Genomic DNA, 23,810 nt, shown 5'->3' on the forward strand with positions numbered 1-23,810 from the left:
GGCGCACTTTTTCGAGGGGACATTCACTGTGTGGGAATTGGTCAAATCCGGCGGCTGGATGATGTTGCCGATCATTTTGAGTTCCATCGCCGCACTCGGCATCATCGCCGAACGCCTGTGGACCCTGCGTGCCAGCCGTGTAACACCTGACCACCTGCTGGGCCAGGTCTGGGGCTGGATCAAGAACAAGCAGCTCGACAAGGCCAAGCTCAAGGAACTGCGCGCCAACTCGCCCCTGGGTGAAATCCTCGCCGCCGGCCTTGCCAACTCCAAGCATGGTCGCGAGATCATGAAGGAGTGCATCGAAGAGGCTGCCGCCCGGGTCATCCATGAGCTGGAGCGCTATATCAATGCCCTGGGCACCATCGCGGCCATGGCGCCATTGCTCGGGCTGCTCGGCACCGTGCTGGGCATGATCGATATTTTCAGCTCCTTCATGGGCTCGGGCATGACCACCAACGCCGCGGTGCTGGCCGGTGGTATTTCCAAGGCCTTGATCACCACGGCGGCGGGCCTGATGGTCGGTATTCCTTCGGTGTTCTTCCACCGTTTCCTGCAACGGCGCATCGATGAGCTGGTGGTGGGCATGGAGCAGGAGGCCATCAAGCTGGTGGAAGTGGTGCAGGGCGACCGTGACGTGGACTTCGTTGAGGGCAACGCGTGAAATTTCGCCGCAAGCAACGGGAAAACGTCGATATCAACCTGGCGTCGTTGATCGACGTGGTGTTTATCCTGCTGCTGTTTTTTGTCGTCACCACCACCTTTACCCGGGAAACCCAACTGCGGGTCGACCTGCCGGAAGCCGTCAGCGGCTCCCCGGCGGAAGACCAGCAGGCCAAGCAACTGGACATCGCCATCAGCGCCGATGGCGTGTTCTCGGTGAATAACCAGTTGCTGGAGAAAAACGACCTGGCCAGCCTGATGGATGCGCTGCAAAAAGAGTCGGGCGGTGATACCAACCTGCCACTTTCCATCAGCGCCGATGGCAATACCAAGCATCAGGCCGTAATCACGGCAATGGACGCTGCCGGCAAGCTCGGCTTCAGCCATTTGCGCATGACCACCGTCGAGGCGGCGAGCCAACCCTGATGGCCATCACCGATCGTTTGCTCAAGGCCTGGTACGAAGGCCATCCGGCGCTCGCGTTGTTGCAGCCGCTGGAATCCCTCTATCGCCGGGTGGTACAGCGCAAACGCGCGCGGTTCCTGGCGGGCGAGGGCGAGATCTATCAGTCGCCGGTGCCGGTCGTGGTGGTGGGCAACATCACCGTCGGCGGCACCGGCAAGACCCCCTTGATTCTCTGGCTGATCGACCATTGCCAGCGCAGCGGCTTGCGCGTCGGTGTGGTGAGCCGCGGCTATGGCGCCAAGCCGCCAGCGTTTCCATGGCGGGTCGAAGCCAGTCACACCGCCGCGCAGGCGGGGGATGAACCGCTGCTGATCGTGCAGCGCAGCGGCGTACCGCTGATGATCGATCCCGACCGCAGCCGCGCGGTAAAGGCGCTGCTGGCCAGCGAAACCCTCGACCTGATTCTCTCCGACGACGGCCTGCAACATTACCGCCTGGCCCGTGACCTGGAACTGGTATTGATTGATGCCGCTCGTGGGCTCGGTAACCGTCGCTGCCTGCCGGCGGGCCCGTTGCGCGAGCCGGTCGAGCGTTTGCAGAGCGTCGATGCGCTGCTTTACAACGGCGCGGGTTCTGACCGTGACGACGGTTTTGCCTTTCGCCTGCTGCCCACCACGCTGGTCAACCTGCACACCGGCGAACGCAAACCCGTCGATCACTTCCCGGCGGGGCAGCAGGTGCACGCGGTGGCCGGCATCGGTAACCCGCAACGTTTCTTCAACACCCTTGAAACGCTACACTGGCGCCCAATACCCCATGCTTTTGCCGACCACGCGCCGTATAGCGCCGAGGTCTTGAATTTCACACCGGCACTGCCGTTGGTCATGACGGAAAAGGACGCGGTGAAGTGCCGCGCCTTTGCCAGGCCCGACTGGTGGTACCTTGCGGTGGACGCGGCACCGTCACCGGCGTTTGTCGCCTGGTTCGACACGCAGTTGATGCGCTTGCTGCCCGCTCGCCTTTTGCCTTAAAACGCTGCTCTCCAGGACACACTCATGGACACCAAACTGCTCGATATCCTCGCTTGCCCGATCTGCAAAGGCCCGCTCAAGCTCAGCGCCGACAAAACCGAGCTGATCAGCAAGGGCGCCGGCCTGGCGTACCCGATCCGTGATGGGATTCCGGTAATGCTCGAAAGCGAAGCCCGTACCCTGACCACCGACGAGCGCCTGGATAAATGACCACCGCCTTCACTGTTGTCATCCCGTCCCGCTACGCCTCCACCCGCCTGCCCGGCAAACCACTGCAACTGATCGGCGATAAGCCGATGATCCAGCTGGTGTGGGAACAGGCCTGCAAAAGCAGCGCCGAACGGGTGGTGGTCGCGACCGACGATCCGCGCATCATCGAGGCCTGCAAAGGCTTTGGTGCCGAAGCGGTGCTGACCCGTGAAGACCACAATTCCGGCACCGACCGCCTGGCCGAAGTGGCCACCAAGCTGGGGCTGGCGGCGGACGCCATCGTGGTCAACGTGCAAGGCGACGAGCCGTTGATTCCGCCCTGCGTGATCGACCAGGTGGCCGCCAACCTGGCAGCCCATGGCGAAGCCCGCATGGCGACCCTGGCCGAGCCGATTGAAGACATCGAGACCCTGTTCAACCCCAACGTGGTGAAAGTGGTCAGTGACATCAATGGCCTGGCGCTGACCTTCAGCCGCTCCACCTTGCCATGGGCGCGGGATGCGTTTGCCAAGCAGCCTGACGTGCTGCCGGCGGGCGTGCCTTACCGCCGCCACATCGGCATCTACGCCTACCGCGCCGGTTTCCTGCATGACTTCGTCAGCTGGGGCCCGTGCTGGCTGGAAAATACCGAATCCCTGGAACAACTGCGGGCTCTGTGGCACGGCGTGCGCATCCACGTGGGCGATGCCCTGGAAGCGCCACCGGCCGGTGTCGACACCCCTGAAGACCTCGAGCGCGTTCGTCGCCTGCTGGGGGCCTGATGCAGGTTCTGTTCGTCTGCCTGGGCAACATCTGCCGTTCACCGACGGCAGAAGGCGTGTTGCGCCACAAACTGCGGGAAGCCGGCCTGGCTGATCAGGTTGAAGTGGCCTCCGCCGGCACCGGTGAATGGCACGTGGGCAATCCGCCGGACAAGCGCAGCCAGCGGGCAGCGCTGCAGCGTGGCTACGACTTGTCGGCCCAGCGGGCCCAGCAGGTCTCCCGGGCCGACTTTTCCCGCTACGACCTGATCCTGGCCATGGACCAGAGCAACCTGCGTAACCTCAAGGCCATGCAGCCGGCCCAGGGCAAGGCGGACCTGGATCTGTTCCTGCGCCGTTACGACTCGGTGGTGGATGAAGTACCGGACCCTTACTACGAAGGCGACCAAGGCTTCGAAACCGTCCTCGACCTGATCGAGCGCGCGTGTGACTTGTTGGTGATTGAATTGAAGGGCCGGTTATGACGTTGCAGGTGCAAGCCCAGGTTTCGCTCAAACCGTTCAACAGCTTTGGCATCGACGTGCGCGCCCGGCTGTTTGCCGAGGCCCATAACGATAGCGACGTGCGTGAAGCCCTGGCCTATGCCGCCGGGCATCAACTGCCATTGCTGGTGATTGGCGGCGGCAGCAATCTGTTGCTGACCCAGGATATCGACGCGCTGGTGCTGCGCATGGCCAGCCAGGGCATCCGGGTCGTGCAGGATGATGGCATCCAGGTGGTGGTTGAGGCCGAAGCTGGCGAAGCCTGGCATCCGTTTGTGCTGTGGACCTTGGCCCAGGGTTTTTCCGGCCTGGAAAATCTCAGCCTGATCCCCGGCACCGTTGGCGCCGCTCCCATGCAGAACATCGGCGCCTATGGTGTGGAGATCAAGGACGTGTTCGCCGGCCTGACCGCCCTCGATCGCCACACCGGCGAGCTGCGGGATTTCAGCCTGGCCGAGTGCAACTTTGCCTACCGCGACAGCCTCTTCAAGCACGAAACCGGCCGCTGGCTGATCCTTAGGGTGCGTTTTGCCTTGAGTCGCGCCGTGCATCTGAAGCTTGAGTACGGGCCGGTGCAACAGCGCCTGACCGAGCAAGGCATTACGCAGGCAAGCCCGAGCGACGTCAGCCGCGCCATTTGCAGTATTCGCAGCGAGAAACTGCCGGACCCGGCGGTGCTCGGCAATGCCGGCAGCTTCTTCAAGAACCCGCTGGTGTCCCAGGCGCTGGCCGCCGAGTTGCAGCTTCAATATCCAGACATGGTGGCTTACCCCCAGGCCGACGGGCAGATGAAACTGGCCGCTGGCTGGCTGATCGACAAGGCCGGCTGGAAGGGCTTTCGCGACGGTGATGCCGGCGTGCATCGCTTGCAGGCACTGGTGCTGGTGAACTACGGCGCGGCCACCGGCCAGGACATTGCCGGCCTGGCGCTGCGTATCCAGCAGGACATCGAACAGCGTTTCCAGGTGGTGCTGGAAATGGAGCCCAATCGCTATTGAACTAAGCTTGTTTTTTGACGCACCAAGCCCTGCATTGCAGGGCTTTTTTATTTGCGCTGAGTTAACTTAGCTGACTACTCATATTTTTATCCGCTCACGGAAGATTGGCAGGAGGCGAACGCCTGATGGACAGCGTCGATCTGAATGTATTGCGCAGCGTACTGGAATGGCGCCGCGCCGGGCAGCGGGTGGTGCTGTACAGCGTGGTCCAGACCTGGGGCAGCGCGCCACGTCCGCCGGGGGCCATGCTGGCCCTGCGCGGTGACGGGGTGGTGATTGGCTCGGTGTCAGGCGGGTGCATCGAGGATGACTTGATCGCCCGTTTGCAGGATGGCCGGCTGCCTGACGACGGGCCGCCTGTGCAGTTGGTGACCTATGGCGTCACCCGCGACGAGGCTGCGCGTTTTGGCCTGCCTTGCGGTGGCACCCTGCGCCTGACCGAGGAGCGGGTGGGGGATCCGGGTTGGGTGGCTGAACTGCTGGCGCGCTGTGAGGCGCACGAGATTGTCGCCCGCGAGTTGGACTTGGCCACCGGTGAGGTGGTGCTGAGCGGTGCGAGCAAGACCGATGTGGTCAGCTTTGACGGCGAGCGATTACGGGCGATTTATGGTCCGCGCTGGCGCCTGCTGTTGATCGGTGCGGGCCAGCTGTCACGGTACGTGGCGGAAATGGCGCGGTTGCTGGATTTCGAAGTGCTGATCTGCGACCCGCGCCAGGAGTTTGTCTATGGCTGGGAAGAACAGCACGGGCGTTTTGTGCCGGGCATGCCGGATGAAGCGGTGCTGAATATCCAGACCGACGAACGCACCGCCATTGTCGCGCTCACCCATGACCCGCGCCTGGATGACATGGCGTTGTTGACGGCCCTCAATTCCAGGGCGTTCTACATTGGTGCCCTGGGTTCGCGGGTCAACAGCCAGAAGCGCCGGGAAAATCTCGCGTCGCTCGGGTTGAGTGTGGACGCCATTGCGCGGCTGCATGGGCCTATCGGCCTGCATATCGGCAGCCATACACCGGCGGAGATCGCCTTGTCGTTGATGGCGGAAATCGTCGCCATCAAGAACGGGATTGATCTGTTGCAGAAAAAGCCGTTGCAGGCAGCCGTCAGTTGACGGGCATCACCGCGATCATCCTGGCGGCGGGGCAGGGCAGTCGTTTTCGGGCTGAGGCGGGTGCCGATCAGGACAAGTTGCTGGCGCCCTGTGTGGGCCGGGACGGCGTCACGCGGCCGGTAATCGAACAGGTGCTGGTGAGTTTGCCATCTGCCGTTGCAAAACGTTGGTTGGTGACGTCGCCGGATCGCGCGGAAGTCATCCGGTTGGCAAAGGTGCACGGTTGCGAAGTGCTGCTGTTGCGCTCGCCGGGCATGGGCGACAGCATCGCCGCCGCAGTGGCTGCCAGTGGGCCGTCTGCCGGTTGGCTGGTGGTGCTGGGGGATATGCCGTTTATCCTGCCTGCGAGTATCGGGCAGGTGATGGCAGGCGTTGGAGAGGACGGTATCAGTGTCCCGGTGCACGCAGGCCAGTATGGTCATCCTGTAGGATTTGGCCGTTCGTTCGGCCCGGCATTAATGGCACTGACCGGTGATCGCGGAGCAAAGCCACTGTTTGCCCATGCCTCGCTACAGGAAGTGGCAGTCGATGATCCCGGTGTGTTGTGGGATGTGGACGTGCCGGCTTTGCTGAACTACCGCTAGCTGATAGGCAGACATAAAAAAGCCCCGCCTGATCACTCAGGCGGGGCTTTTTAGTAGCCGATGGAATCAGACGAGGGGTTTAGGCTCGTGCTCTTCTTCCAGGGCTTTAGGCTGGTGCTCTACCACTTCTTCAACGGAACGCACGTTCTCGTCGATGACAGGGGCAGTGTGCTCAACCACGGCTTCGGTGACCGGAGCAGGGGCTGCTTCGACCACTTCAGCAACGGCTGGAGCTGCTTCGGCAGCGGCCTTGGCAGCAGCGGCGGCTGCTTCAGCTTCCTTGCGACGACGACGCACTTCACGCGGGTCGTTCGGCGCACGGCCGTTTTCGGTCAGGGCGCTGACTGGAGTGGCTTCAACCACCGGAGCGGCGACTTCGGCAACCACTGGCGCTTCAACCACTGGCTCAGGCTCGGCAACCACGGCAACAGGTTCCGCGGCGACAACCACTTCAGCGACTGGCGCTGGAGCTTCTTCGACGACTGGAGCCGGTGCTGGTGCTTCGACTGCTTCAACCACTGCGGCTGGCTCGGCGGTCCACTGGAACGCGGTCTGTTCTTCGCGAACTTCACGCACTTCAGGGGTTGGCTCTGCAACCGGTGCTTCAACAGCGGCTTCAACCACTGGCTGTTGTTCAACAACAACCTCAGGCTCGGCAACCACCTCAGCTACAGGCTGAGGCTCGCGAGCTTCACGAACGTGACGAACCGGCGCTACTTCCACTTCCACTTCCGGAACAGCTGGCGCTTCGACTGGAGTCGTTGCTTCAACTACCGGTGCTTCGACGACTGGCGTCTCTACAACGGTGTTTTCCTGGATGGCGGCGGTGGCGGCTTCAGCTTGCTCGTTGGCTTGGGCTTCAGCAGGTGCGCTGATGACCGAGCTGGCAACAGCGGCGGTAACGGCCAGGCCGGCAGCCAGTTCGGCGCCAGTCGGTTCGCCAGTAGCGGTAGCTTCGCCGGTCTCTTCCGAGCCTTCGATTTCATTGCCGTTGGCATCACGTTGACGCTCACGACGGTTGCTGCGACGACGCTGGCCACGGGAGCGGCGGCGTGGACGATCGCCTTCGGCGTTGTCCTGGCCGTCTTCCTGTTGCTGGTCGTCGTTGGACAGCAGCTCTTCTTCTTCACCGGCTGGAGCCGCTTGCTCGGCACGTGGTTGACGCTCTTCACGAGGAGGGCGTGGCGCACGTTCTTCACGGGGCTGGCGAGCTGGACGCTCTTCAGCGGTGGCAACGGTTGCAGCAGCGGCGGCTACGGCCGGAGTGGCATCCAGCGGCTCACGCAGTTCACGCACGCGTTCTTCGCGCTCGCCACGTGGCTTGCGGTCTTCACGAGGGGCGCGTGGAGTGCGCGGTGCACGTTCTTCGCGCGGTGCGCGCTCTTCACGGGCTACGGCTGGGGTTTCTTCACGGGCTTCGCGCGGTTGGCGCTCTTCACGTGGGGCGCGATCTTCGCGAGGTGCACGTTCTTCACGAGGCTTGCGCTCTTCGTCACGGCGACCGTTGCGATTGCGGCTCTGCTGGCGACCGTTGCGACGCTCTTCATTGCGCGCAGGGCGTTCAGTCACAGGCTTCTCGACCACAACCGGCGCAACCGGCTCTTCCTTGGTGGCGAACAGGCTGACCAGCGACTTCACCAGGCCTTTGAACAGGCTTGGTTCAGGCAGGGTAACTGGCGCGGCAACCGGAGCGGCAGCTTCAACCGGAACCGGTGCGTTGGCACGGGCTGGTGCGGTCTTGACGGCAGCTTCCTGGCGAACCAGGGTGCGGGTCGCAGCAGCTGGCTGGACTTCTTCCACTTCGGCAGCGGCAGCAGCGATTTCGTAGCTGGACTGGTTGACGTGGGCTTCCGGGCTGTCATCACGCAGGCGCTGCACTTCGAAGTGCGGCGTCTCGAGGTGATCGTTCGGCAGGATGACGATGCGGGCACGAGTGCGCAGTTCGATCTTGGTGATCGAGTTGCGTTTTTCGTTGAGCAGGAACGCAGCGACCGGGATCGGCACCTGGGCGCGCACTTCGGCAGTGCGGTCTTTCAGGGCTTCTTCTTCGATCAGGCGCAGGATCGCCAGGGACAGCGATTCAACGTCACGGATGATGCCGGTGCCGTTGCAACGCGGGCAGACGATGCCGCTGCTTTCGCCCAGGGATGGACGCAGGCGCTGACGGGACATTTCCAGCAGGCCGAAGCGCGAGATACGGCCGACCTGTACGCGGGCACGGTCAGCTTCCAGGCATTCGCGGACTTTCTCTTCCACGGCGCGCTGGTTCTTGGCCGGGGTCATGTCGATGAAGTCGATCACGATCAGGCCGCCGATGTCACGCAGGCGCAGCTGGCGGGCGATTTCTTCAGCCGCTTCCAGGTTGGTCTGCAGGGCGGTTTCTTCGATGTCGCTACCCTTCGTGGCACGCGCCGAGTTGATGTCGATGGACACCAGGGCTTCGGTCGGGTCGATCACGATGGAGCCGCCGGAAGGCAGTTCGACCACGCGCTGGAAAGCGGTCTCGATCTGGCTTTCGATCTGGAAACGGTTGAACAGCGGAACGCTGTCTTCGTACAGCTTGATCTTGCTGGCGTACTGCGGCATCACCTGGCGGATGAAGGTCAGGGCTTCGTCCTGGGCTTCAACGCTGTCGATCAGCACTTCGCCGATGTCCTGGCGCAGGTAATCGCGGATGGCGCGGATGATCACGTTGCTTTCCTGGTAGATCAGGAACGGCGCGGAACGATCCAGCGAAGCTTCTTTGATAGCGGTCCAGAGTTGCAGCAGGTAGTCGAGGTCCCACTGCATTTCTTCGCTGCTGCGGCCAAGGCCGGCAGTGCGCACGATCAGGCCCATGTCGGCCGGAGCGATCAAACCGTTCAGCGCTTCACGCAATTCGTTGCGCTCTTCGCCTTCGATGCGACGGGAGATGCCGCCGGCACGCGGGTTGTTCGGCATCAGGACCAGGTAGCGGCCAGCCAGGCTGATGAAGGTGGTCAGGGCGGCGCCCTTGTTGCCACGTTCTTCTTTTTCCACCTGGACGATGACTTCCTGGCCTTCGCTCAGGACGTCCTTGATGTTCACGCGGCCTTCAGGAGCTTTCTTGAAGTATTCGCGGGAGATTTCTTTGAGGGGCAGGAAGCCATGGCGCTCGGAGCCGAAATCGACAAAGGCAGCCTCAAGGCTTGGTTCGATGCGAGTAATCCGGCCTTTATAGATGTTGGCCTTCTTTTGCTCGCGTGCACCGGACTCGATGTCCAGGTCGTAGAGGCGTTGGCCATCTACCAGTGCAACACGCAACTCTTCGGGTTGAGTTGCGTTAATCAGCATTCTTTTCATGTTGTACCGTCGGTTTCCGGGCTGCCGGAAACGGCGTTCGGCACACACGACTTCTCACGGTCGGTGTCAGGTGCGTCAAGAGTGGTTGGCCACTCCAGTGTCCAGCAATACCCGCCAAAATGGGCGATATCGCGACGTACGCTTCCTGCTTGCTGTGGTGACTTAAGCACTCAGTCAGGAGGAGGAATCAACCGGCGACTGTGGACGAGATGAAGCGTCTAAATATAAGCCTAGTGCTACACGGTCCGACGGTTGTGCATCTCCACCCTACACGTATCCCTGATAATTCGGGTGCTGCCGCGCGCAGAATCCGCAGCGGGTTGGCATTTACCGTGTTCTCCAATGGGGAGAACACGCTCATGGCTAAACAAGACCGGGTGTGGGCGACTGTGCTCTCACTCAGCTCGTAACAGGCGTTGTTTCCGAAGCATTCGCCGTGGTCTGGCTCAAGACTGACTGCACTTTGTGAACTGGCCGTAAATATCGGCGCAAAAGGCGAGTAATCACTCTGCTTCTTGCACTCGCTTCAGGCCTCATGTCACCTGCGCTTGTTACAATCTCGAGCCTTCCAGGGTGGCGAAAGCCCCGTAGGACGGCCTCGCGTCCTGATGAATTGCGATGGTCAGGGCCGGCAGTTTGCCGCTAGTCCTCTGTCCAGGCCGCTTTTGGCGGCGTTCGCGACTATAGCAGCAATGATTAAGTGCTTCAATTCCATAAAAAATTGTTATCATCGCCGCCATGACGACTACCGCCCCCCAGACCCCCAGCGTCCAGCTGCTTGAGGTCTCGCCGGAATATGCCGGCCAACGCATCGACAACTTTCTTCTTGCCAGGCTCAAAGGCGTGCCCAAGACCTTGATTTACCGCATTTTGCGTAAAGGCGAAGTGCGCGTGAACAAGGGCCGGATCAAGCCCGAGTACAAGCTGCAGGCGGGCGACATCGTCCGTGTGCCGCCGGTGCGGGTGCCTGAGCGGGATGAACCGGTCCCTCTGGCCCAGGGCCTGTTGCAACGCCTTGAGGCGTCGATTGTCTTTGAAGACAAGGCGCTGATCGTGATCAACAAGCCTTGCGGCATCGCCGTTCACGGCGGCAGTGGCCTCAACTACGGGGTGATCGAAGCCTTTCGTCAGTTGCGCCCGGACGCCAAGGAGCTGGAGCTGGTCCACCGTCTGGACCGTGACACCTCCGGCCTGCTGATGATCGCCAAGAAGCGCAGCATGTTGCGCCACCTGCATGCCGCCCTGCGCGGCGATGGCGTGGACAAGCGCTACATGGCGCTGGTACGCGGCAACTGGGCAACCTCGATCAAGAGCGTCCGCGCGCCGTTGCAGAAGAGCAACCTGCGTTCCGGCGAACGCATGGTCGAGGTGGACGAGGAGGGCAAGGAGGCGCTGACCCTGTTCAAGGTACTGCGCCGCTTTGGTGACTTCGCCACCATGGTCGAGGCCAAGCCGGTCACCGGCCGTACCCACCAGATTCGGGTGCACACCCTGCACGCGGGCCACTGCATCGCCGGCGATACCAAATACGGCGACGAGGATTTCTCCAAGGAGATTCGCGATCTGGGTGGCAAGCGCCTGTTCCTGCACGCCTACATGCTCACCGTGCCGCTGCCCGATGGCGGCGAATTGAAGCTGCAAGCGCCTGTCGATGAGATGTGGGCCAAGACCGTGGAGCGCCTGAGTGTCGCACCTTGACTACAAGCTGCTGATCTTTGATTGGGATGGCACGTTGTGTAATTCCATTGGTCGGATTGTCGAGTCGATGCACGCTGCATCGACCCGTTCGGGTTACGCGTTGTGCGACGACCTGGCGGTCAAGGGCATTATCGGCCTGGGCCTGCCGGAAGCGATCCGCACCCTGTATCCCGAGATTGCTGACGATGAGCTGATAGCCTTTCGTCAGCACTATGCCGATCACTACATGGCTCTGGATGCCCAGCCTTCACCGCTGTTTGAAGGCGTAGCCCAGGCCATGGAAGCGTTTCGCGCCGACGGCTATCACCTGGCAGTGGCCACCGGCAAGGCCCGTCGCGGACTGGATCGGGTGCTCAAGGCCCATGGCTGGGAAAATTATTTCGACGCCACCCGTGCGGCGGATGAAACCGCCAGCAAGCCCCATCCTCTGATGCTCGAACAGATCCTTGCTCAATGTGGCGTGTCGCCTCGGCAGGCGCTGATGGTGGGGGATGCGTCGTTCGACCTGATGATGGCGCGTAATGCTGGCATGGACTCCGTGGCGGTCAGCTACGGCGCCCAGTCTGCCGAGGCGTTGCAGGCGTACGAGCCGAGACTGACGATTGACCGTTTTTCTGAATTGCAGGCCTGGCTCAGCCGGGCCCATTAAGTCTTTGCTGGGGTAGATGGCATGACCGACGAGTGGAAAGCGCCTGAGAAGGCCAATGCCGATAACAATGGCGATGACAGAAGCTGGAAGTTGCTGGAGAAGACCCTGCTGGCCAGTGTGCAGGAACAGCGTCGCTCCCGGCGTTGGGGGATATTTTTCAAGCTTCTGACCTTTATTTACCTGCTGGGCATGCTGGCGTTGTTCAGTCCGCTGATGGACATGGAAAAGAGCGCCACCCGTAGCGGTAACTACACGGCGTTGATCGAAGTGCGCGGGGTGATTGCCGACAAGGAGTCCGCCAGTGCCGACAATATTGTCAGCAGTTTGCGGGCCGCTTTCGAAGACTCCAAGGTCAAGGCCGTTATCCTGCGTATCAACAGCCCGGGTGGCAGTCCGGTGCAGTCGGGTTATGTGTATGACGAGATTCGCCGCCTGCGCGCCTTGCACCCGGACATCAAGCTGTATGCAGTGATTTCCGACCTGGGTGCCTCGGGCGCTTATTACATCGCCAGCGCCGCCGACCAGATCTATGCCGACAAGGCCAGCCTGGTGGGTTCCATTGGTGTGACGGCGGCCGGTTACGGCTTTGTCGGCACCATGGAGAAGTTGGGGGTTGAACGCCGTACCTATACGTCCGGCGAGCACAAGTCGTTCCTGGATCCGTTCCAGCCGCAAAAGGCGGATGAAACCCAGTTCTGGCAGGGCGTGCTGGATACCACTCATCGGCAGTTCATTGCCAGCGTCAAGCAAGGGCGCGGTGACCGGCTCAAGGATAAAGAGCATCCGGAGTTGTTCTCCGGCCTGGTCTGGTCTGGCGAGCAGGCGCTGCCGCTGGGCTTGATCGATGGCCTGGGCAGTGCCAGTTCGGTGGCGCGGGATGTGATTGGCGAGAAAGAACTGGTGGACTTCACGGTTCAGGAATCGCCGTTTGACCGTTTCTCCAAGAAGTTGGGTGCCAGCGTGGCTGAAAAGCTGGCGCTGTACATGGGCTTCCAGGGGCCGACCCTGCGCTGAGACCTCAACGCAGCACGGTTCAAAATGTGGGAGCTGGCTTACCTGCGATAGCATCACCTCGGTGCGACTGATGGACCGAGGTGTCTGCATCGCAGGCAAGCCAGCTCCCACATTTGTTTTGGGGTGTTCTCAGGGAATCTGCACGCCTTCGGCCAGCAGCATGTCCACCAGTCGAATCAATGGCAGGCCGACCAGGCTGGTAGCGTCCGGCCCTTCGGTGCTTTGAAACAGGCTCACCCCCAGACCTTCGGCCTTGAAGCTGCCAGCGCAGTCGTAGGGCTGCTCGATGCGCAGGTAGCGCTCGATGCGCGCTGCGTCCAGTGTGCGCATGTGTACGGTGAAGGGGATGCAGTCGACCTGGCAGTGCCCGGTGTCACTGTTCAGCAGTGCCAGCCCGGTGAGGAAGCTGACGCGCTTGCCACTCGCCGCCAGCAGTTGCTCACGGGCCTTCTCGAAGGTGTGGGGCTTGCCGATGATCTGGCCGTCGAGCGCGGCGACCTGGTCCGAGCCGATAATCAGGTGCCCCGGATGACTGCCGGCCAGGGCGCGAGCTTTTTCTTCGGCGAGGCGCTTGACCAGTTCCACGGCGGACTCGTCCGGGCGGCGGCTTTCGTCGATATCCGGCGAGCTGCAGATAAACGGCAGGTGCAGACGATTCAGCAATTCCCGGCGATAAACCGAGCTGGAAGCGAGTAATAAAGGCAGCATGGGCGTCTCCTCAAGGCAGTCGCGGATTCTAGCGGGGAGGCCCCGCGACGGACAGGGCTGAATTTCCTTTGACATGGGCGGGTGCATCCCTATAATGCTGCGCCTATGTTGAATGACCCGATTCCACCTCACGTTGACCCGCGCAAATTGGCTGATCGTGGCACTACCCTTCAAGGTGAAGTGCTGCTGGCCGATTTGGAGAGACTCTGCGACCCGCTTTCCGACACTGTCGGTACGGTGCAGGCTAAATTCATTTTTGAACGAGATGAACGTAAGTCTGTGGTAATCCACAGCTTTATCGACACCGAAGTCAAAATGGTTTGCCAGCGTTGTCTTGAGCTGGTCACCCTGCCGATCCACAGCGAATGCAGTTATGCTGTGGTGAAAGAGGGTGCGAATACCCAGTCGTTGCCGAAAGGTTATGACGTGCTGGAACTGGGCGAAGATCCTTTGGATCTGCAGTCACTGATCGAGGAGGAGCTTTTGCTCGCCTTGCCCATTGTGCCTGCTCATCATCCGGAAGAATGCCAGCAGCCGGCGGGTCTCGATGAGCCCGAACCGAGCGAGGACGAGGTAACGCGGTCCAACCCGTTCAGTGTATTGGCGCAGTTAAAGCGTGACCCAAACGTTTAGGAGTTAATCAATTATGGCTGTTCAGCAGAACAAAAAATCCCGCTCTGCCCGTGACATGCGTCGTTCCCACGACGCCCTGACGGCAAGCACTCTGTCTGTAGAAAAAACCACCGGTGAAGTTCACCTGCGTCACCACGTATCGCCAGAAGGCGTATACCGTGGCCGTAAAGTGATCGACAAGGGCGCTGACGAGTAATCACTTGTCTGCTCAAGTCATCGCGATTGACGCAATGGGCGGGGACCTCGGTCCCCGCAGCATTGTTCAGGCCTGCATTGCTTGCCTGTCTGCCACGCCCTCGCTGCACCTGACCCTCGTCGGTCAACCCTCCTTACTTGAAGAACTGATTGCCAGCCATCCGGCGGTGGATCGCGCGCGCCTGACGATTACTCCGGCCAGCGAAGCCATCACCATGGATGAAAAGCCTGCCCAGGCCTTGCGCGGCAAGCCTGATTCTTCGATGCGGGTGGCCCTGGAGCTGGTGCGCGACGGCAAGGCCCAGGCCTGTGTCAGTGCTGGCAACACCGGGGCGTTGATGGCGTTGTCCCGGCATGTGCTGAAAACACTGCCGGGAATTGATCGGCCGGCGATGGTTGCGGCGATCCCGACCCAGCAGGGCTACTGCCAGTTGCTGGACCTGGGGGCGAACGTCGATTGCAGTGCCGAGCACCTGCTGCACTTTGCCCTGATGGGCTCGGTGGCAGCCGAAGCGCTGGGTGTGGCCCGGCCACGGGTGGCCTTGCTGAATATCGGCACCGAAGACATCAAGGGCAACCAGCAGGTCAAGCTGGCAGCGACGTTGTTGCAAAGCGCGCGCGGCTTGAACTACATCGGTTTTGTCGAGGGTGACGGTTTGTACCGCGGCGAAGCGGACGTCGTGGTGTGCGACGGGTTTGTGGGCAATATCCTGCTCAAATCCAGCGAAGGCCTGGCGACCATGATTGCCGGGCGCATCGAGGCCTTGTTCAAGCGCAACCTGGCTTCGCGGCTGGTGGGCGCTTTGGCGTTGCCCTTGATGCGGCGCTTGCAGGCTGACCTGGCACCGGCGCGGCATAATGGCGCGAGTTTCCTGGGGTTGCAGGGTATTGTGGTGAAAAGTCACGGCTCGGCAGGGGTGCAGGGTTTTCAAAGCGCCATCCAGCGCGCCTTGATCGAGATCCAGGAAAACCTGCCGCAACGCTTGCACGGGCGCCTTGAGGACCTGTTGCCTTAGGCGAATCGGGCCGGAAATGCTTAAATGTGACCGGCCAGTTCAATTGACCATCCAATCTGTCAGTTTCTTGTGCTCCCACATGTGGGGCGCCAATTTCCGACGACCAGATCATTAGGGGCTTGTTACATGTCTACATCCCTCGCATTCGTCTTTCCAGGGCAGGGTTCGCAGTCCCTCGGCATGTTGGCCGAGCTGGGCGCGGAACATCCGCTTGTACTGGAAACTTTCAAGGAAGCTTCCGATGCCTTGGGTTACGACCTGTGGGCACTGACCCAGCAAGGGCCGGAAGAGCTGCTCAACCAAACCGACAAGACCCAACCGGCCATCCTGACCGCCTCCATCGCCCTGTGGCGCCTGTGGCTGGCTGAAGGCGGTGCGCGTCCGGCCTACGTCGCCGGTCATAGCCTGGGCGAATACAGCGCCCTGGTGGCCGCTGGCAGCCTGACCCTCGGTGAAGCGGTCAGGCTGGTCGAGCGTCGTGGCCAGTTGATGCAGGAAGCGGTTCCGGCCGGGCAGGGCGGCATGGCTGCTATTCTTGGCCTGGAAGATGCTGACGTGATTGCTGCCTGTGCCGAAGCGGCCCAGGGTGAAGTGGTCAGCGCCGTGAACTTCAACTCCCCTGGTCAGGTGGTGATCGCCGGTGCCAAGGCCGCTGTAGAGCGCGCCATCGAAGGCTGCAAGGCCCGTGGCGCCAAGCGTGCATTGCCGCTGCCGGTCAGCGTGCCGTCCCACTGCGAGCTGATGCGCCCGGCTGCCGAGCGTTTCGCCGAGTCCGTCGCCGCCATCAACTGGCAGGCGCCGCAGATTCCGCTGGTGCAGAACGTCAGCGCCGCCGTGGCTCCCGACCTGGAAACCCTCAAGCGCGACCTGCTGGAGCAGCTGTACAAGCCGGTTCGCTGGGTTGAGTCGGTGCAGACCCTGGCCGCCAATGGCGCCACTCAATTGGTAGAGTGCGGCCCGGGCAAAGTCCTGGCCGGCCTGAACAAGCGTTGCGCCGAAGGCGTGTCGACTTCCAACCTCAATACCCCGGATGCCTTCGCTGCCGCTCGCGCAGCCCTGGCCTGATAATTTCCGAACCTAGGAGAAGCCTGCATGAGTCTGCAAGGTAAAGTTGCACTGGTTACCGGCGCTAGCCGTGGCATTGGCCAGGCGATCGCCCTGGAGCTGGGCCGTCTGGGCGCTGTGGTCATCGGTACCGCCACCTCCGCCGCCGGCGCTGAGCGCATTGCTGCGACGTTGAAGGAAAACGGCGTTCAGGGCACCGGCCTTGAGCTTAACGTGACCAGCGATGAATCCGTGGCTGCCGTGTTGGCTGAAATCACAGCGCAATTCGGTGCACCGGCTATTCTGGTGAACAACGCCGGTATTACCCGCGATAACCTGATGATGCGCATGAAAGACGACGAGTGGCATGACGTCGTGGATACCAACCTGAACAGTCTGTTTCGCCTGTCCAAGGGTGTTTTGCGCGGCATGACCAAGGCTCGTTGGGGTCGAATTATCAATATTGGCTCCGTAGTGGGTGCCATGGGCAACGCAGGCCAAGTAAACTACGCAGCCGCCAAGGCCGGTCTGGAAGGTTTCAGCCGTGCACTGGCGCGTGAAGTGGGCTCGCGGTCGATTACGGTCAACTCGGTGGCCCCAGGGTTCATCGACACCGATATGACCCGCGAACTGCCTGAAGCGCAGCGTGAAGCGTTGCTGACGCAGATTCCGCTGGGCCGTCTGGGCCAGGCTCAAGAGATCGCGAATGTGGTCGCTTTCCTGGCATCCGACGGTGCGGCATACGTGACTGGGGCTACAATCCCGGTGAACGGCGGGATGTACATGAGTTAAATTGTGACGGATCGCTTCAAAAAAATGTCATACGAGCTGTCTAAAATCCGTTATAAAGCTGCAATCTATTTATAGGCAGATGGCCGATAGGGTACGAGGGTGAAGCTTTCAGTTGAAAAGCTGAAAAGCCTTTCTATACACTTACCCACTGGCCAGCTGCCTGAATTTGTCCATTAGGAGTGAAAACAAGGTATGAGCACCATCGAAGAGCGCGTCAAGAAAATCGTTGCTGAGCAACTGGGCGTTAAAGAAGAAGAAGTGGTAAACACTGCTTCCTTCGTTGAAGACCTGGGTGCCGACTCCCTTGACACCGTTGAGCTGGTGATGGCTCTGGAAGAGGAATTCGAGACCGAAATCCCGGACGAAGAAGCTGAAAAAATCACTACCGTTCAAGCTGCTATCGACTACGTTACTAGCCACCAGGCGTAATAGTTTGTAATCGTCGCTTGCTGTGATGGAAAAACCGCACTGCCCTATGGCGTGCGGTTTTTTCCTTTAAGCCTGATGCAAAGTGTCGTCATTAGAAAAAGGAGAGTGCTGTGTCGCGTAGACGCGTCGTAGTCACCGGTATGGGTATGTTGTCGCCACTGGGTACGGATGTGCCGAGCAGTTGGCAGGGCATTCTGGCTGGCCGCAGTGGTATTGGTCTGATCGAACACACGGACCTTTCTGCCTATTCCACCCGTTTTGGCGGCTCGGTAAAGGACTTCAATGTCGAGGAATATCTCTCGGTCAAAGAGTCCCGCAAACTCGACCTGTTCATTCAATACGGCCTGGCAGCCGGTTTTCAGGCGGTGCGTAATGCCGGCCTGGAAGTTACCGACGCCAACCGTGAGCGCATCGGCGTGGCCATGGGTTCGGGTATTGGCGGTCTGACCAATATCGAAGAAACCAGCCGCACGTTGCACGATTCCGGCCCTCGTCGAATTTCACCGTTCTTCGTGCCTGGTTCGATCATCAATATGATTTCCGGTTTCCTGTCCATCCACTTGGGTGCCCAGGGGCCTAACTACGCCATTTCCACGGCGTGCACCACGGGTACTCACTGCATCGGCATGGCGGCGCGCAACATCGCCTATGACGAAGCCGACGTGATGATCGCCGGCGGCGCCGAGATGGCCGCCTGTGGACTGGGCATGGGCGGCTTCGGCGCGTCCCGCGCACTGTCGACCCGCAATGACGAGCCGACCCGTGCCAGCCGTCCCTGGGACAAGGGCCGTGACGGCTTTGTGCTGGCCGACGGTGCCGGTGCGCTGGTACTCGAAGAGCTGGAACACGCGAAAGCCCGTGGCGCCACCATCTACGCCGAGCTGATTGGTTTCGGCATGAGCGGTGATGCGTACCACATGACCTCGCCGCCGTCGGACGGCGCCGGTGCGGCACGCTGCATTACTAACGCGTTGCGTGATGCCAAGGTCAACATCGACCAGGTGCAGTACATCAACGCCCATGGCACTTCTACGCCGACGGGTGACCTGGCGGAAGCCGAGGCCATCAAGTCGGTGTTCGGCGAGCACGCCTACAAGCTGGCGGTCAGCTCTACCAAGTCCATGACCGGCCACCTGTTGGGTGCGGCGGGCGCGGTCGAGGCGATCTTCAGTGTGCTGGCCATCAAGGATCAGGTCGCTCCGCCGACCATCAACCTCGATGAGCCGGATGCAGGCTGCGACCTGAACTTCGTGCCGCACGAAGCGCAGAAGATGCCGATCGACGTGGTGCTGTCCAACTCGTTCGGTTTTGGTGGTACCAACGGTTCCCTGGTGTTCCGCCGGTTCGCCGAGTGATGGAGAGCTGGGTCGACGGTCAGCCGGCGGGCGCAGTGCCCCTGAAAGACCGTGGCCTGGCGTACGGTGATGGGTTGTTCGAGACCATTGCCGTCAAGGCCGGGCAGCCCGTGCTGCTCGACCGCCACCTGCAGCGCCTTGAAGAGGGTTGCAGGCGGTTGGCGATTGTTGCGGATCAGCCATTGATCCGCAGCGAATTGCTGGCCTATGCCGCCGCCCTCGGTGACGGTGTACTCAAGTTGATCCTGACCCGTGGCGACAGCCAGCGCGGTTATGGCATCAGCGCTGGCGCTCCCGCGCGGCGCATTCTGCAAGGCAGTCCGCCTGCCACTTATCCCCCGGAACATGCAGCCTCAGGCATTCGCCTGTTTGCGTGTACCACCCGTTTGTCCGAGCAGCCGTTGCTCGCCGGCCTCAAGCACCTCAATCGCCTTGAACAGGTGTTCGCCCGCGCCGAGTGGCAGGATGCCGAGCACGCCGAAGGTTTGATGCTGGATATGTCCGGCCAGGTCATCGAAGGCGTGTTCAGCAACCTGTTCCTGGTGCGTGACGGCGTGTTGCTGACCGCTGATCTGAATCGCTGCGGTGTCGCCGGCGTCATGCGGGCCGAGGTGTTGGCCCAGGCGCAGGCGTTGGGCATCCCGACGAGCGTGGCCGATATCAGCCTTGAGCAGTTGCAACAGGCTGACGAAGTCTTTGTGTGCAACAGCGTATATGGCATTTGGCCGGTGCGCGGATGTGCTGCGATGAGCTGGCCGGTTGGGCCGCTCACCCGTAAACTGCAGGGCATTGTTCGCGCACTATTGGATATTTGATTTGAGACGTAAATTTGTATTGCTGCTGGAGATCGGTCTGGTCCTGGCGGGTTTGCTGCTGGGCGCTTCTGCCTGGAAGCTGAACTCGGCCCTTGAACAGCCCCTGAACCTGACCCAGGAGCAATTGCTGGACGTACCGGCCGGTGCGACGCCCACCGGCACCTTCAATCGCCTGGAAAATGACGGCGTGCTCAAGGATGCGTTCTGGTTGCGTCTTTACTGGCGCTTCAACCTCGACGGCCAGCCGCTGCACAGCGGTGAATACCGCATGGCCCCGGGCCTCACCGCCGAAGGCCTTATCGGGTTGTGGCAGCGTGGCGAAGTGGTGCAGTACAGCATCACACTGGTGGAAGGCTGGAACTTCCGCCAGGTGCGCGCCGCCCTGGCCAAGCATGAAAAGATCGAGCAAACCCTGTCCGGCCTGACGGACAGCGAAGTCATGGAAAAACTCGGCCACCCAGGCGTGTTCCCGGAAGGCCGCTTCTTCCCGGACACCTACCGCTTCGTGCGTGGCATGAGCGATGTCGAGTTGCTGAAAAAATCCTACAACCGTCTGGACGACGTCCTCGCCCAGGAGTGGAGCAAACGTGCGGCCGATGCGCCGTACACCGAACCCTATCAAGCGCTGATCATGGCCTCGCTGGTGGAGAAAGAGACCGGTGTGCCGGAAGAACGCGGCCAGATTGCCGGGGTGTTCGTGCGGCGCATGCAGATCGGCATGCTGCTGCAAACCGACCCGACGGTGATCTACGGCCTCGGCGAGCGCTATACCGGCAAGCTGACCCGCGCCCATCTCAAGGAAGCCACGCCCTACAACACCTACGTGATCGCCGGCCTGCCGCCGACGCCGATTGCCATGGTCGGGCGCGAGGCGATCCATGCCGCGCTGAACCCGGTGGCCGGGAGCAGCCTGTATTTTGTCGCCCGTGGCGACGGCAGCCATATTTTCTCGGACAACCTGGATGCGCATAACGCCGCAGTGCGTGAGTTCCAGATGAAGCGTCGTGCCGATTACCGTTCCAGCCCGGCGCCCGCGCCGGCGGCAAAACCTGCGGACGCGCCCATGGATACTCCCGCCGAGCCGTCTCCCGCACCCGACGACGCCGCACCGCAAAGCCCGCAATGACTCTGACTAAGGACTGCCTGTGACTGGCTTGTTTATTACCCTGGAAGGCCCGGAAGGCGCCGGCAAAAGCACCAACCGCGAATACCTGGCCGAGCGCCTGCGCGCCGAAGGTATCGAAGTGCTGCTGACCCGCGAGCCCGGCGGCACGCCGCTGGCCGAGCGCATCCGTGAAGTGCTGCTGACCCCGGGCGACGAACAGATGAACCCCGACACCGAGCTGTTGCTGGTGTTCGCCGCCCGCGCCCAGCACCTGGCTGAAGTCATTCGCCCGGCCCTGGCCCGTGGCGCGGTGGTGATTTGCGACCGGTTTACCGATTCGACCTACGCCTATCAGGGCGGCGGCCGGGGTTTGTCCCTGGAACGCATTGCAACCCTGGAGACCTTCGTCCAGGGCGATCTGCGTCCCGACCTGACCCTGGTGTTCGATCTGCCGGTGGACGTCGGCATGGCCCGCGCCTCTGCTCGTGGCCGCCTGGATCGTTTCGAGCTGGAAACCCAGGTTTTTTTTGAGGCCGTGCGCAGTGCGTTTCTCAAGCGTGCTGAAGCCGACCCTGCCCGGTATTACCTGCTGGATGCCGCGCAGCCCCTGACTCAAGTACAACAGGCGATTGACGCCCTGTTACCGAAACTCGTGGAGCGTGTCCGTGGCTGAAGCCTACCCGTGGCAGGACAGCCTTTGGCAGCAACTGGCAGGCCGTGCCCAGCACGCCCATGCCTACTTGCTCCACGGCCCGGCGGGCATCGGCAAGCGCGCCCTGGCCGAGCGGCTGATGGCCAGCTTGTTGTGCCAGCGGCCCAACGGCCTGGAAGCCTGCGGGGAATGTAAATCCTGCATGTTGCTCAAGGCCGGCAGCCACCCGGACAACTACCTGCTGGAACCGGAAGAAGCCGACAAGGCGATCAAGGTCGACCAGGTGCGTGACCTGGTCGGTTTCGTGGTGCAGACCGCGCAGATGGGCGGGCGCAAGGTGGTGCTGATCGAGCCGGTGGAGTCGATGAACATCAACGCCGCCAACGCCTTGCTAAAGAGTCTGGAAGAGCCGTCCGGCGATACTGTGTTGCTGCTGGTCAGCCACCAGTCCAGCCGTCTGCTGCCGACCATCCGTAGCCGCTGCGTGCAACAGGCTTGCCCGTTGCCCAGCGAAGCGATGAGCCTGCAGTGGCTGGCCCAGGCGTTGCCGGAGTGCGGCGAGGCCGAGCGTGTCGAGTTGCTGACCCTTGCGGCGGGCTCGCCCCTGGCGGCGGTCAAGCTCCAGGCCCAGGGCGTGCGGGAGCAACGTGCGCTGGTGGTGGACGGCGTGAAGAAGCTGCTCAAGCAGGAAGTGTCTGCCACGCAACTGGCGGAAAGTGCCTGGAAAGACATTCCCCTGTTGCTGCTGTTCGACTGGTTCTGCGACTGGTCGAGCCTGATCCTGCGCTACCAGTTGACCCAGGACGAAAACGGCCTGGGCCTTCCGGACATGCGCAAAGTCGTGCAATACCTGGCGCAGAAGAGCGCCCAGGACAAGGTCCTGAACATTCAGGACTGGATCCTCGCCCAACGCCAGAAGGTACTCGGCAAGGCCAACCTCAACCGTGTGTTGTTGCTTGAGGCTCTGCTGGTGCAGTGGGTCGGCTTGCTCGGCCGGCGTTAATTTCAGTGGCCGACGGGTGTATCGTTGGCCAGACACTTCCCGTGACTCAAGTTGTAGATGCCCATGCTCGTAGATTCCCATTGCCACCTTGACCGCCTCGACCTGGCCCAGCACGGCGGTTCCCTCGATGCCGCCCTTGAAGCAGCGCGCCAGCGCGGTGTAGGGCACTTCCTGTGCATCGGCGTCAGCGCGCAAAACGCCGCCGACGTCAAAGCCCTGGCCGATCGTTATGCCGACGTCGACTGCTCGGTGGGCATTCACCCGCTGGACCTCAAGCCCGGCGAAGCCCCGGCCCTCGACTGGCTGCTCGGCGAACTCAATCACCCGCGCGTGGTGGCCATCGGCGAGACCGGCCTGGATTACCACTACGAACCGGAAGCCGCCGAGTTGCAGCAGGCCTCCTTCCGCCTGCACCTGCAAGCCGCCCAGCAAACCGGCAAGCCGGTGATCGTCCACACCCGTGGCGCCCGCGCCGACACCCTGACCCTGCTGCGCGAAGCCGCATTGCCCCAGGCCGGTGTGCTGCATTGCTTCACCGAAGACTGGGACATGGCCAAGGCCGCCCTTGACCTGGGTTTCTACATCTCCCTGTCGGGCATCGTGACCTTCCGCAACGCCGAAGCCCTGCGGGATGTGGCGCGCCAAGTGCCGGCCGACCGCCTGCTGGTGGAAACCGATTCGCCGTACCTGGCGCCGATTCCCCATCGCGGCAAGCCCAACCTGCCGGAATACGTACGGGATGTGGCGGATTACCTGGCGATGCTGCGGGGCGAGTCCTACGAGCGATTTGCCGAACAGACCACCGAAAACTTCAAGCGCCTGTTCCCGCTGGCCCACGTCGGCCACTGAATTTCAGGCAAAAAAAACCCGGGTTCTGGGGGGTGAATCCGGGTTAAGACCATTAGGAGTAAAACAAGGGCACACAGTCCGTCGGTACCCAGGTCGACGCGTCACTTGGGGGAGATGCCACGCCGACATTTCAAGTATTGATCAGTATCTGATTCAGTCCAGCCACATCTGATCGTTTTTTAAACAGATTTGGAATACGCCCGCTTCGGTTGAGTTCTCATTGATTGCGATGCACAGGCGGCCATCACCTGTTTTATTTCTGACTCAAATCGGCTTATTCGTTGGC

At 61.6% G+C, this 23,810-nt stretch carries 26 protein-coding genes; 24 read left to right on the forward strand and 2 right to left on the reverse strand.

The features are described from left to right. Window positions 1-28 precede the first annotated feature (28 nt). The 9 genes from HX875_RS09200 (at window position 29) to HX875_RS09240 (ending at window position 6,246) form a co-directional block, all read left to right on the forward strand. Window positions 29-664 (forward strand): MotA/TolQ/ExbB proton channel family protein, encoded by a 636-nt coding sequence (locus HX875_RS09200; protein WP_177042951.1) that lies wholly within the window; start codon window positions 29-31, stop codon window positions 662-664. After that, window positions 661-1,089 (forward strand): ExbD/TolR family protein, encoded by a 429-nt coding sequence (locus HX875_RS09205; RefSeq protein WP_177042952.1) that lies wholly within the window; start codon window positions 661-663, stop codon window positions 1,087-1,089. The genes HX875_RS09200 and HX875_RS09205 overlap by 4 nt, the downstream gene beginning before the upstream one ends. Then, entirely contained in the window at window positions 1,089-2,099 is a 1,011-nt protein-coding gene (gene lpxK / locus HX875_RS09210; protein ID WP_177042953.1) for a tetraacyldisaccharide 4'-kinase, read from the forward strand. Before HX875_RS09205 ends, lpxK begins: the two co-directional genes overlap by 1 nt. A 24-nt stretch (window positions 2,100-2,123) precedes the next feature. Continuing rightward, window positions 2,124-2,309 (forward strand): Trm112 family protein, encoded by a 186-nt coding sequence (locus HX875_RS09215; protein ID WP_003174668.1) that lies wholly within the window; start codon window positions 2,124-2,126, stop codon window positions 2,307-2,309. Then, a complete protein-coding gene (kdsB, locus tag HX875_RS09220) occupies window positions 2,306-3,070 on the forward strand; it encodes a 3-deoxy-manno-octulosonate cytidylyltransferase (RefSeq protein ID WP_177042954.1) in 765 nt (254 codons plus the stop codon). The genes HX875_RS09215 and kdsB overlap by 4 nt, the downstream gene beginning before the upstream one ends. Next, a complete protein-coding gene (locus HX875_RS09225) occupies window positions 3,070-3,534 on the forward strand; it encodes a low molecular weight protein-tyrosine-phosphatase (protein ID WP_010165863.1) in 465 nt (154 codons plus the stop codon). Before kdsB ends, HX875_RS09225 begins: the two co-directional genes overlap by 1 nt. Then, complete coding sequence (murB, locus tag HX875_RS09230; RefSeq protein WP_177042955.1) at window positions 3,531-4,550, forward strand: UDP-N-acetylmuramate dehydrogenase; 1,020 nt, start codon at window positions 3,531-3,533, stop codon at window positions 4,548-4,550. Before HX875_RS09225 ends, murB begins: the two co-directional genes overlap by 4 nt. A 125-nt stretch (window positions 4,551-4,675) precedes the next feature. After that, window positions 4,676-5,662 (forward strand): XdhC family protein, encoded by a 987-nt coding sequence (locus HX875_RS09235; RefSeq protein WP_177042956.1) that lies wholly within the window; start codon window positions 4,676-4,678, stop codon window positions 5,660-5,662. Beyond that, the gene (locus tag HX875_RS09240) at window positions 5,659-6,246 is read left to right on the forward strand and encodes a nucleotidyltransferase family protein (RefSeq protein ID WP_177042957.1); all 588 of its coding nucleotides are present in this window, start codon (window positions 5,659-5,661) and stop codon (window positions 6,244-6,246) included. The genes HX875_RS09235 and HX875_RS09240 overlap by 4 nt, the downstream gene beginning before the upstream one ends. A gap of 66 nt (window positions 6,247-6,312) precedes the next feature. Here the strand turns inward: HX875_RS09240 and rne are convergent, their stop codons facing one another. Beyond that, window positions 6,313-9,567: a ribonuclease E gene (rne, locus tag HX875_RS09245; protein ID WP_177042958.1), complete on the reverse strand. Its 3,255-nt coding sequence runs from the start codon at window positions 9,565-9,567 to the stop codon at window positions 6,313-6,315. 738 nt (window positions 9,568-10,305) lie between these two features. On the opposite strand from rne, the gene rluC reads away from it, so the two are divergent. From rluC to HX875_RS09260, 3 genes are read left to right on the forward strand one after another with little or no spacing between them, the layout of a single operon-like run. Then, the gene (gene rluC / locus HX875_RS09250; protein WP_004371325.1) at window positions 10,306-11,265 is read left to right on the forward strand and encodes a 23S rRNA pseudouridine(955/2504/2580) synthase RluC; all 960 of its coding nucleotides are present in this window, start codon (window positions 10,306-10,308) and stop codon (window positions 11,263-11,265) included. Beyond that, complete coding sequence (locus HX875_RS09255) at window positions 11,252-11,914, forward strand: HAD-IA family hydrolase (protein ID WP_177042959.1); 663 nt, start codon at window positions 11,252-11,254, stop codon at window positions 11,912-11,914. The genes rluC and HX875_RS09255 overlap by 14 nt, the downstream gene beginning before the upstream one ends. Window positions 11,915-11,935: 21 nt before the next feature. Next, the gene (locus tag HX875_RS09260; protein WP_177042960.1) at window positions 11,936-12,928 is read left to right on the forward strand and encodes a S49 family peptidase; all 993 of its coding nucleotides are present in this window, start codon (window positions 11,936-11,938) and stop codon (window positions 12,926-12,928) included. 129 nt (window positions 12,929-13,057) lie between these two features. On the opposite strand, the gene HX875_RS09265 is transcribed toward HX875_RS09260, so the two are convergent. Then, window positions 13,058-13,636, reverse strand: coding sequence for a Maf family protein (locus HX875_RS09265; protein WP_177042961.1), 579 nt, complete (start codon window positions 13,634-13,636; stop codon window positions 13,058-13,060). A 105-nt stretch (window positions 13,637-13,741) separates the two neighbouring features. Between HX875_RS09265 and HX875_RS09270 the strand changes: the two genes are divergently transcribed. The 12 genes from HX875_RS09270 (at window position 13,742) to HX875_RS09325 (ending at window position 23,524) form a co-directional block, all read left to right on the forward strand. After that, complete coding sequence (locus HX875_RS09270; protein ID WP_076015069.1) at window positions 13,742-14,269, forward strand: YceD family protein; 528 nt, start codon at window positions 13,742-13,744, stop codon at window positions 14,267-14,269. A gap of 13 nt (window positions 14,270-14,282) precedes the next feature. Continuing rightward, the gene (gene rpmF, locus HX875_RS09275; RefSeq protein WP_004371305.1) at window positions 14,283-14,465 is read left to right on the forward strand and encodes a 50S ribosomal protein L32; all 183 of its coding nucleotides are present in this window, start codon (window positions 14,283-14,285) and stop codon (window positions 14,463-14,465) included. Window positions 14,466-14,469: 4 nt separating this feature from the next. Continuing rightward, window positions 14,470-15,480: a phosphate acyltransferase PlsX gene (plsX, locus tag HX875_RS09280; protein WP_177042962.1), complete on the forward strand. Its 1,011-nt coding sequence runs from the start codon at window positions 14,470-14,472 to the stop codon at window positions 15,478-15,480. Window positions 15,481-15,606: 126 nt separating this feature from the next. After that, window positions 15,607-16,545: an ACP S-malonyltransferase gene (gene fabD / locus HX875_RS09285; protein WP_177042963.1), complete on the forward strand. Its 939-nt coding sequence runs from the start codon at window positions 15,607-15,609 to the stop codon at window positions 16,543-16,545. A gap of 27 nt (window positions 16,546-16,572) precedes the next feature. After that, window positions 16,573-17,316 carry a 3-oxoacyl-ACP reductase FabG gene (gene fabG / locus HX875_RS09290; protein ID WP_004371297.1) on the forward strand — a complete coding sequence of 248 codons (744 nt, stop codon included), beginning with the start codon at window positions 16,573-16,575 and terminating at the stop codon, window positions 17,314-17,316. Window positions 17,317-17,508: 192 nt separating this feature from the next. Beyond that, window positions 17,509-17,745: an acyl carrier protein gene (gene acpP, locus HX875_RS09295; RefSeq protein WP_003175607.1), complete on the forward strand. Its 237-nt coding sequence runs from the start codon at window positions 17,509-17,511 to the stop codon at window positions 17,743-17,745. A gap of 110 nt (window positions 17,746-17,855) precedes the next feature. After that, window positions 17,856-19,100 (forward strand): beta-ketoacyl-ACP synthase II, encoded by a 1,245-nt coding sequence (gene fabF / locus HX875_RS09300; RefSeq protein ID WP_010165889.1) that lies wholly within the window; start codon window positions 17,856-17,858, stop codon window positions 19,098-19,100. Then, complete coding sequence (pabC, locus tag HX875_RS09305; RefSeq protein ID WP_177042964.1) at window positions 19,100-19,915, forward strand: aminodeoxychorismate lyase; 816 nt, start codon at window positions 19,100-19,102, stop codon at window positions 19,913-19,915. The genes fabF and pabC overlap by 1 nt, the downstream gene beginning before the upstream one ends. Before the next feature lies 1 nt (window position 19,916). After that, window positions 19,917-21,041, forward strand: a complete 1,125-nt coding sequence (mltG, locus tag HX875_RS09310; RefSeq protein ID WP_177042965.1) for an endolytic transglycosylase MltG — start codon at window positions 19,917-19,919, stop codon at window positions 21,039-21,041. A 19-nt stretch (window positions 21,042-21,060) separates the two neighbouring features. Continuing rightward, on the forward strand, window positions 21,061-21,693 hold the full coding sequence (gene tmk / locus HX875_RS09315) for a dTMP kinase (protein ID WP_177042966.1): 633 nt from the start codon (window positions 21,061-21,063) through the stop codon (window positions 21,691-21,693). Further along, complete coding sequence (locus HX875_RS09320; RefSeq protein ID WP_177042967.1) at window positions 21,686-22,675, forward strand: DNA polymerase III subunit delta'; 990 nt, start codon at window positions 21,686-21,688, stop codon at window positions 22,673-22,675. The genes tmk and HX875_RS09320 overlap by 8 nt, the downstream gene beginning before the upstream one ends. Before the next feature lie 63 nt (window positions 22,676-22,738). After that, the gene (locus HX875_RS09325; protein ID WP_177042968.1) at window positions 22,739-23,524 is read left to right on the forward strand and encodes a TatD family hydrolase; all 786 of its coding nucleotides are present in this window, start codon (window positions 22,739-22,741) and stop codon (window positions 23,522-23,524) included. The last annotated feature ends 286 nt before the right edge of the window (window positions 23,525-23,810 follow it).

Source organism: Pseudomonas yamanorum (assembly GCF_013386765.1).
Classification (GTDB): domain Bacteria; phylum Pseudomonadota; class Gammaproteobacteria; order Pseudomonadales; family Pseudomonadaceae; genus Aquipseudomonas; species Aquipseudomonas yamanorum_A.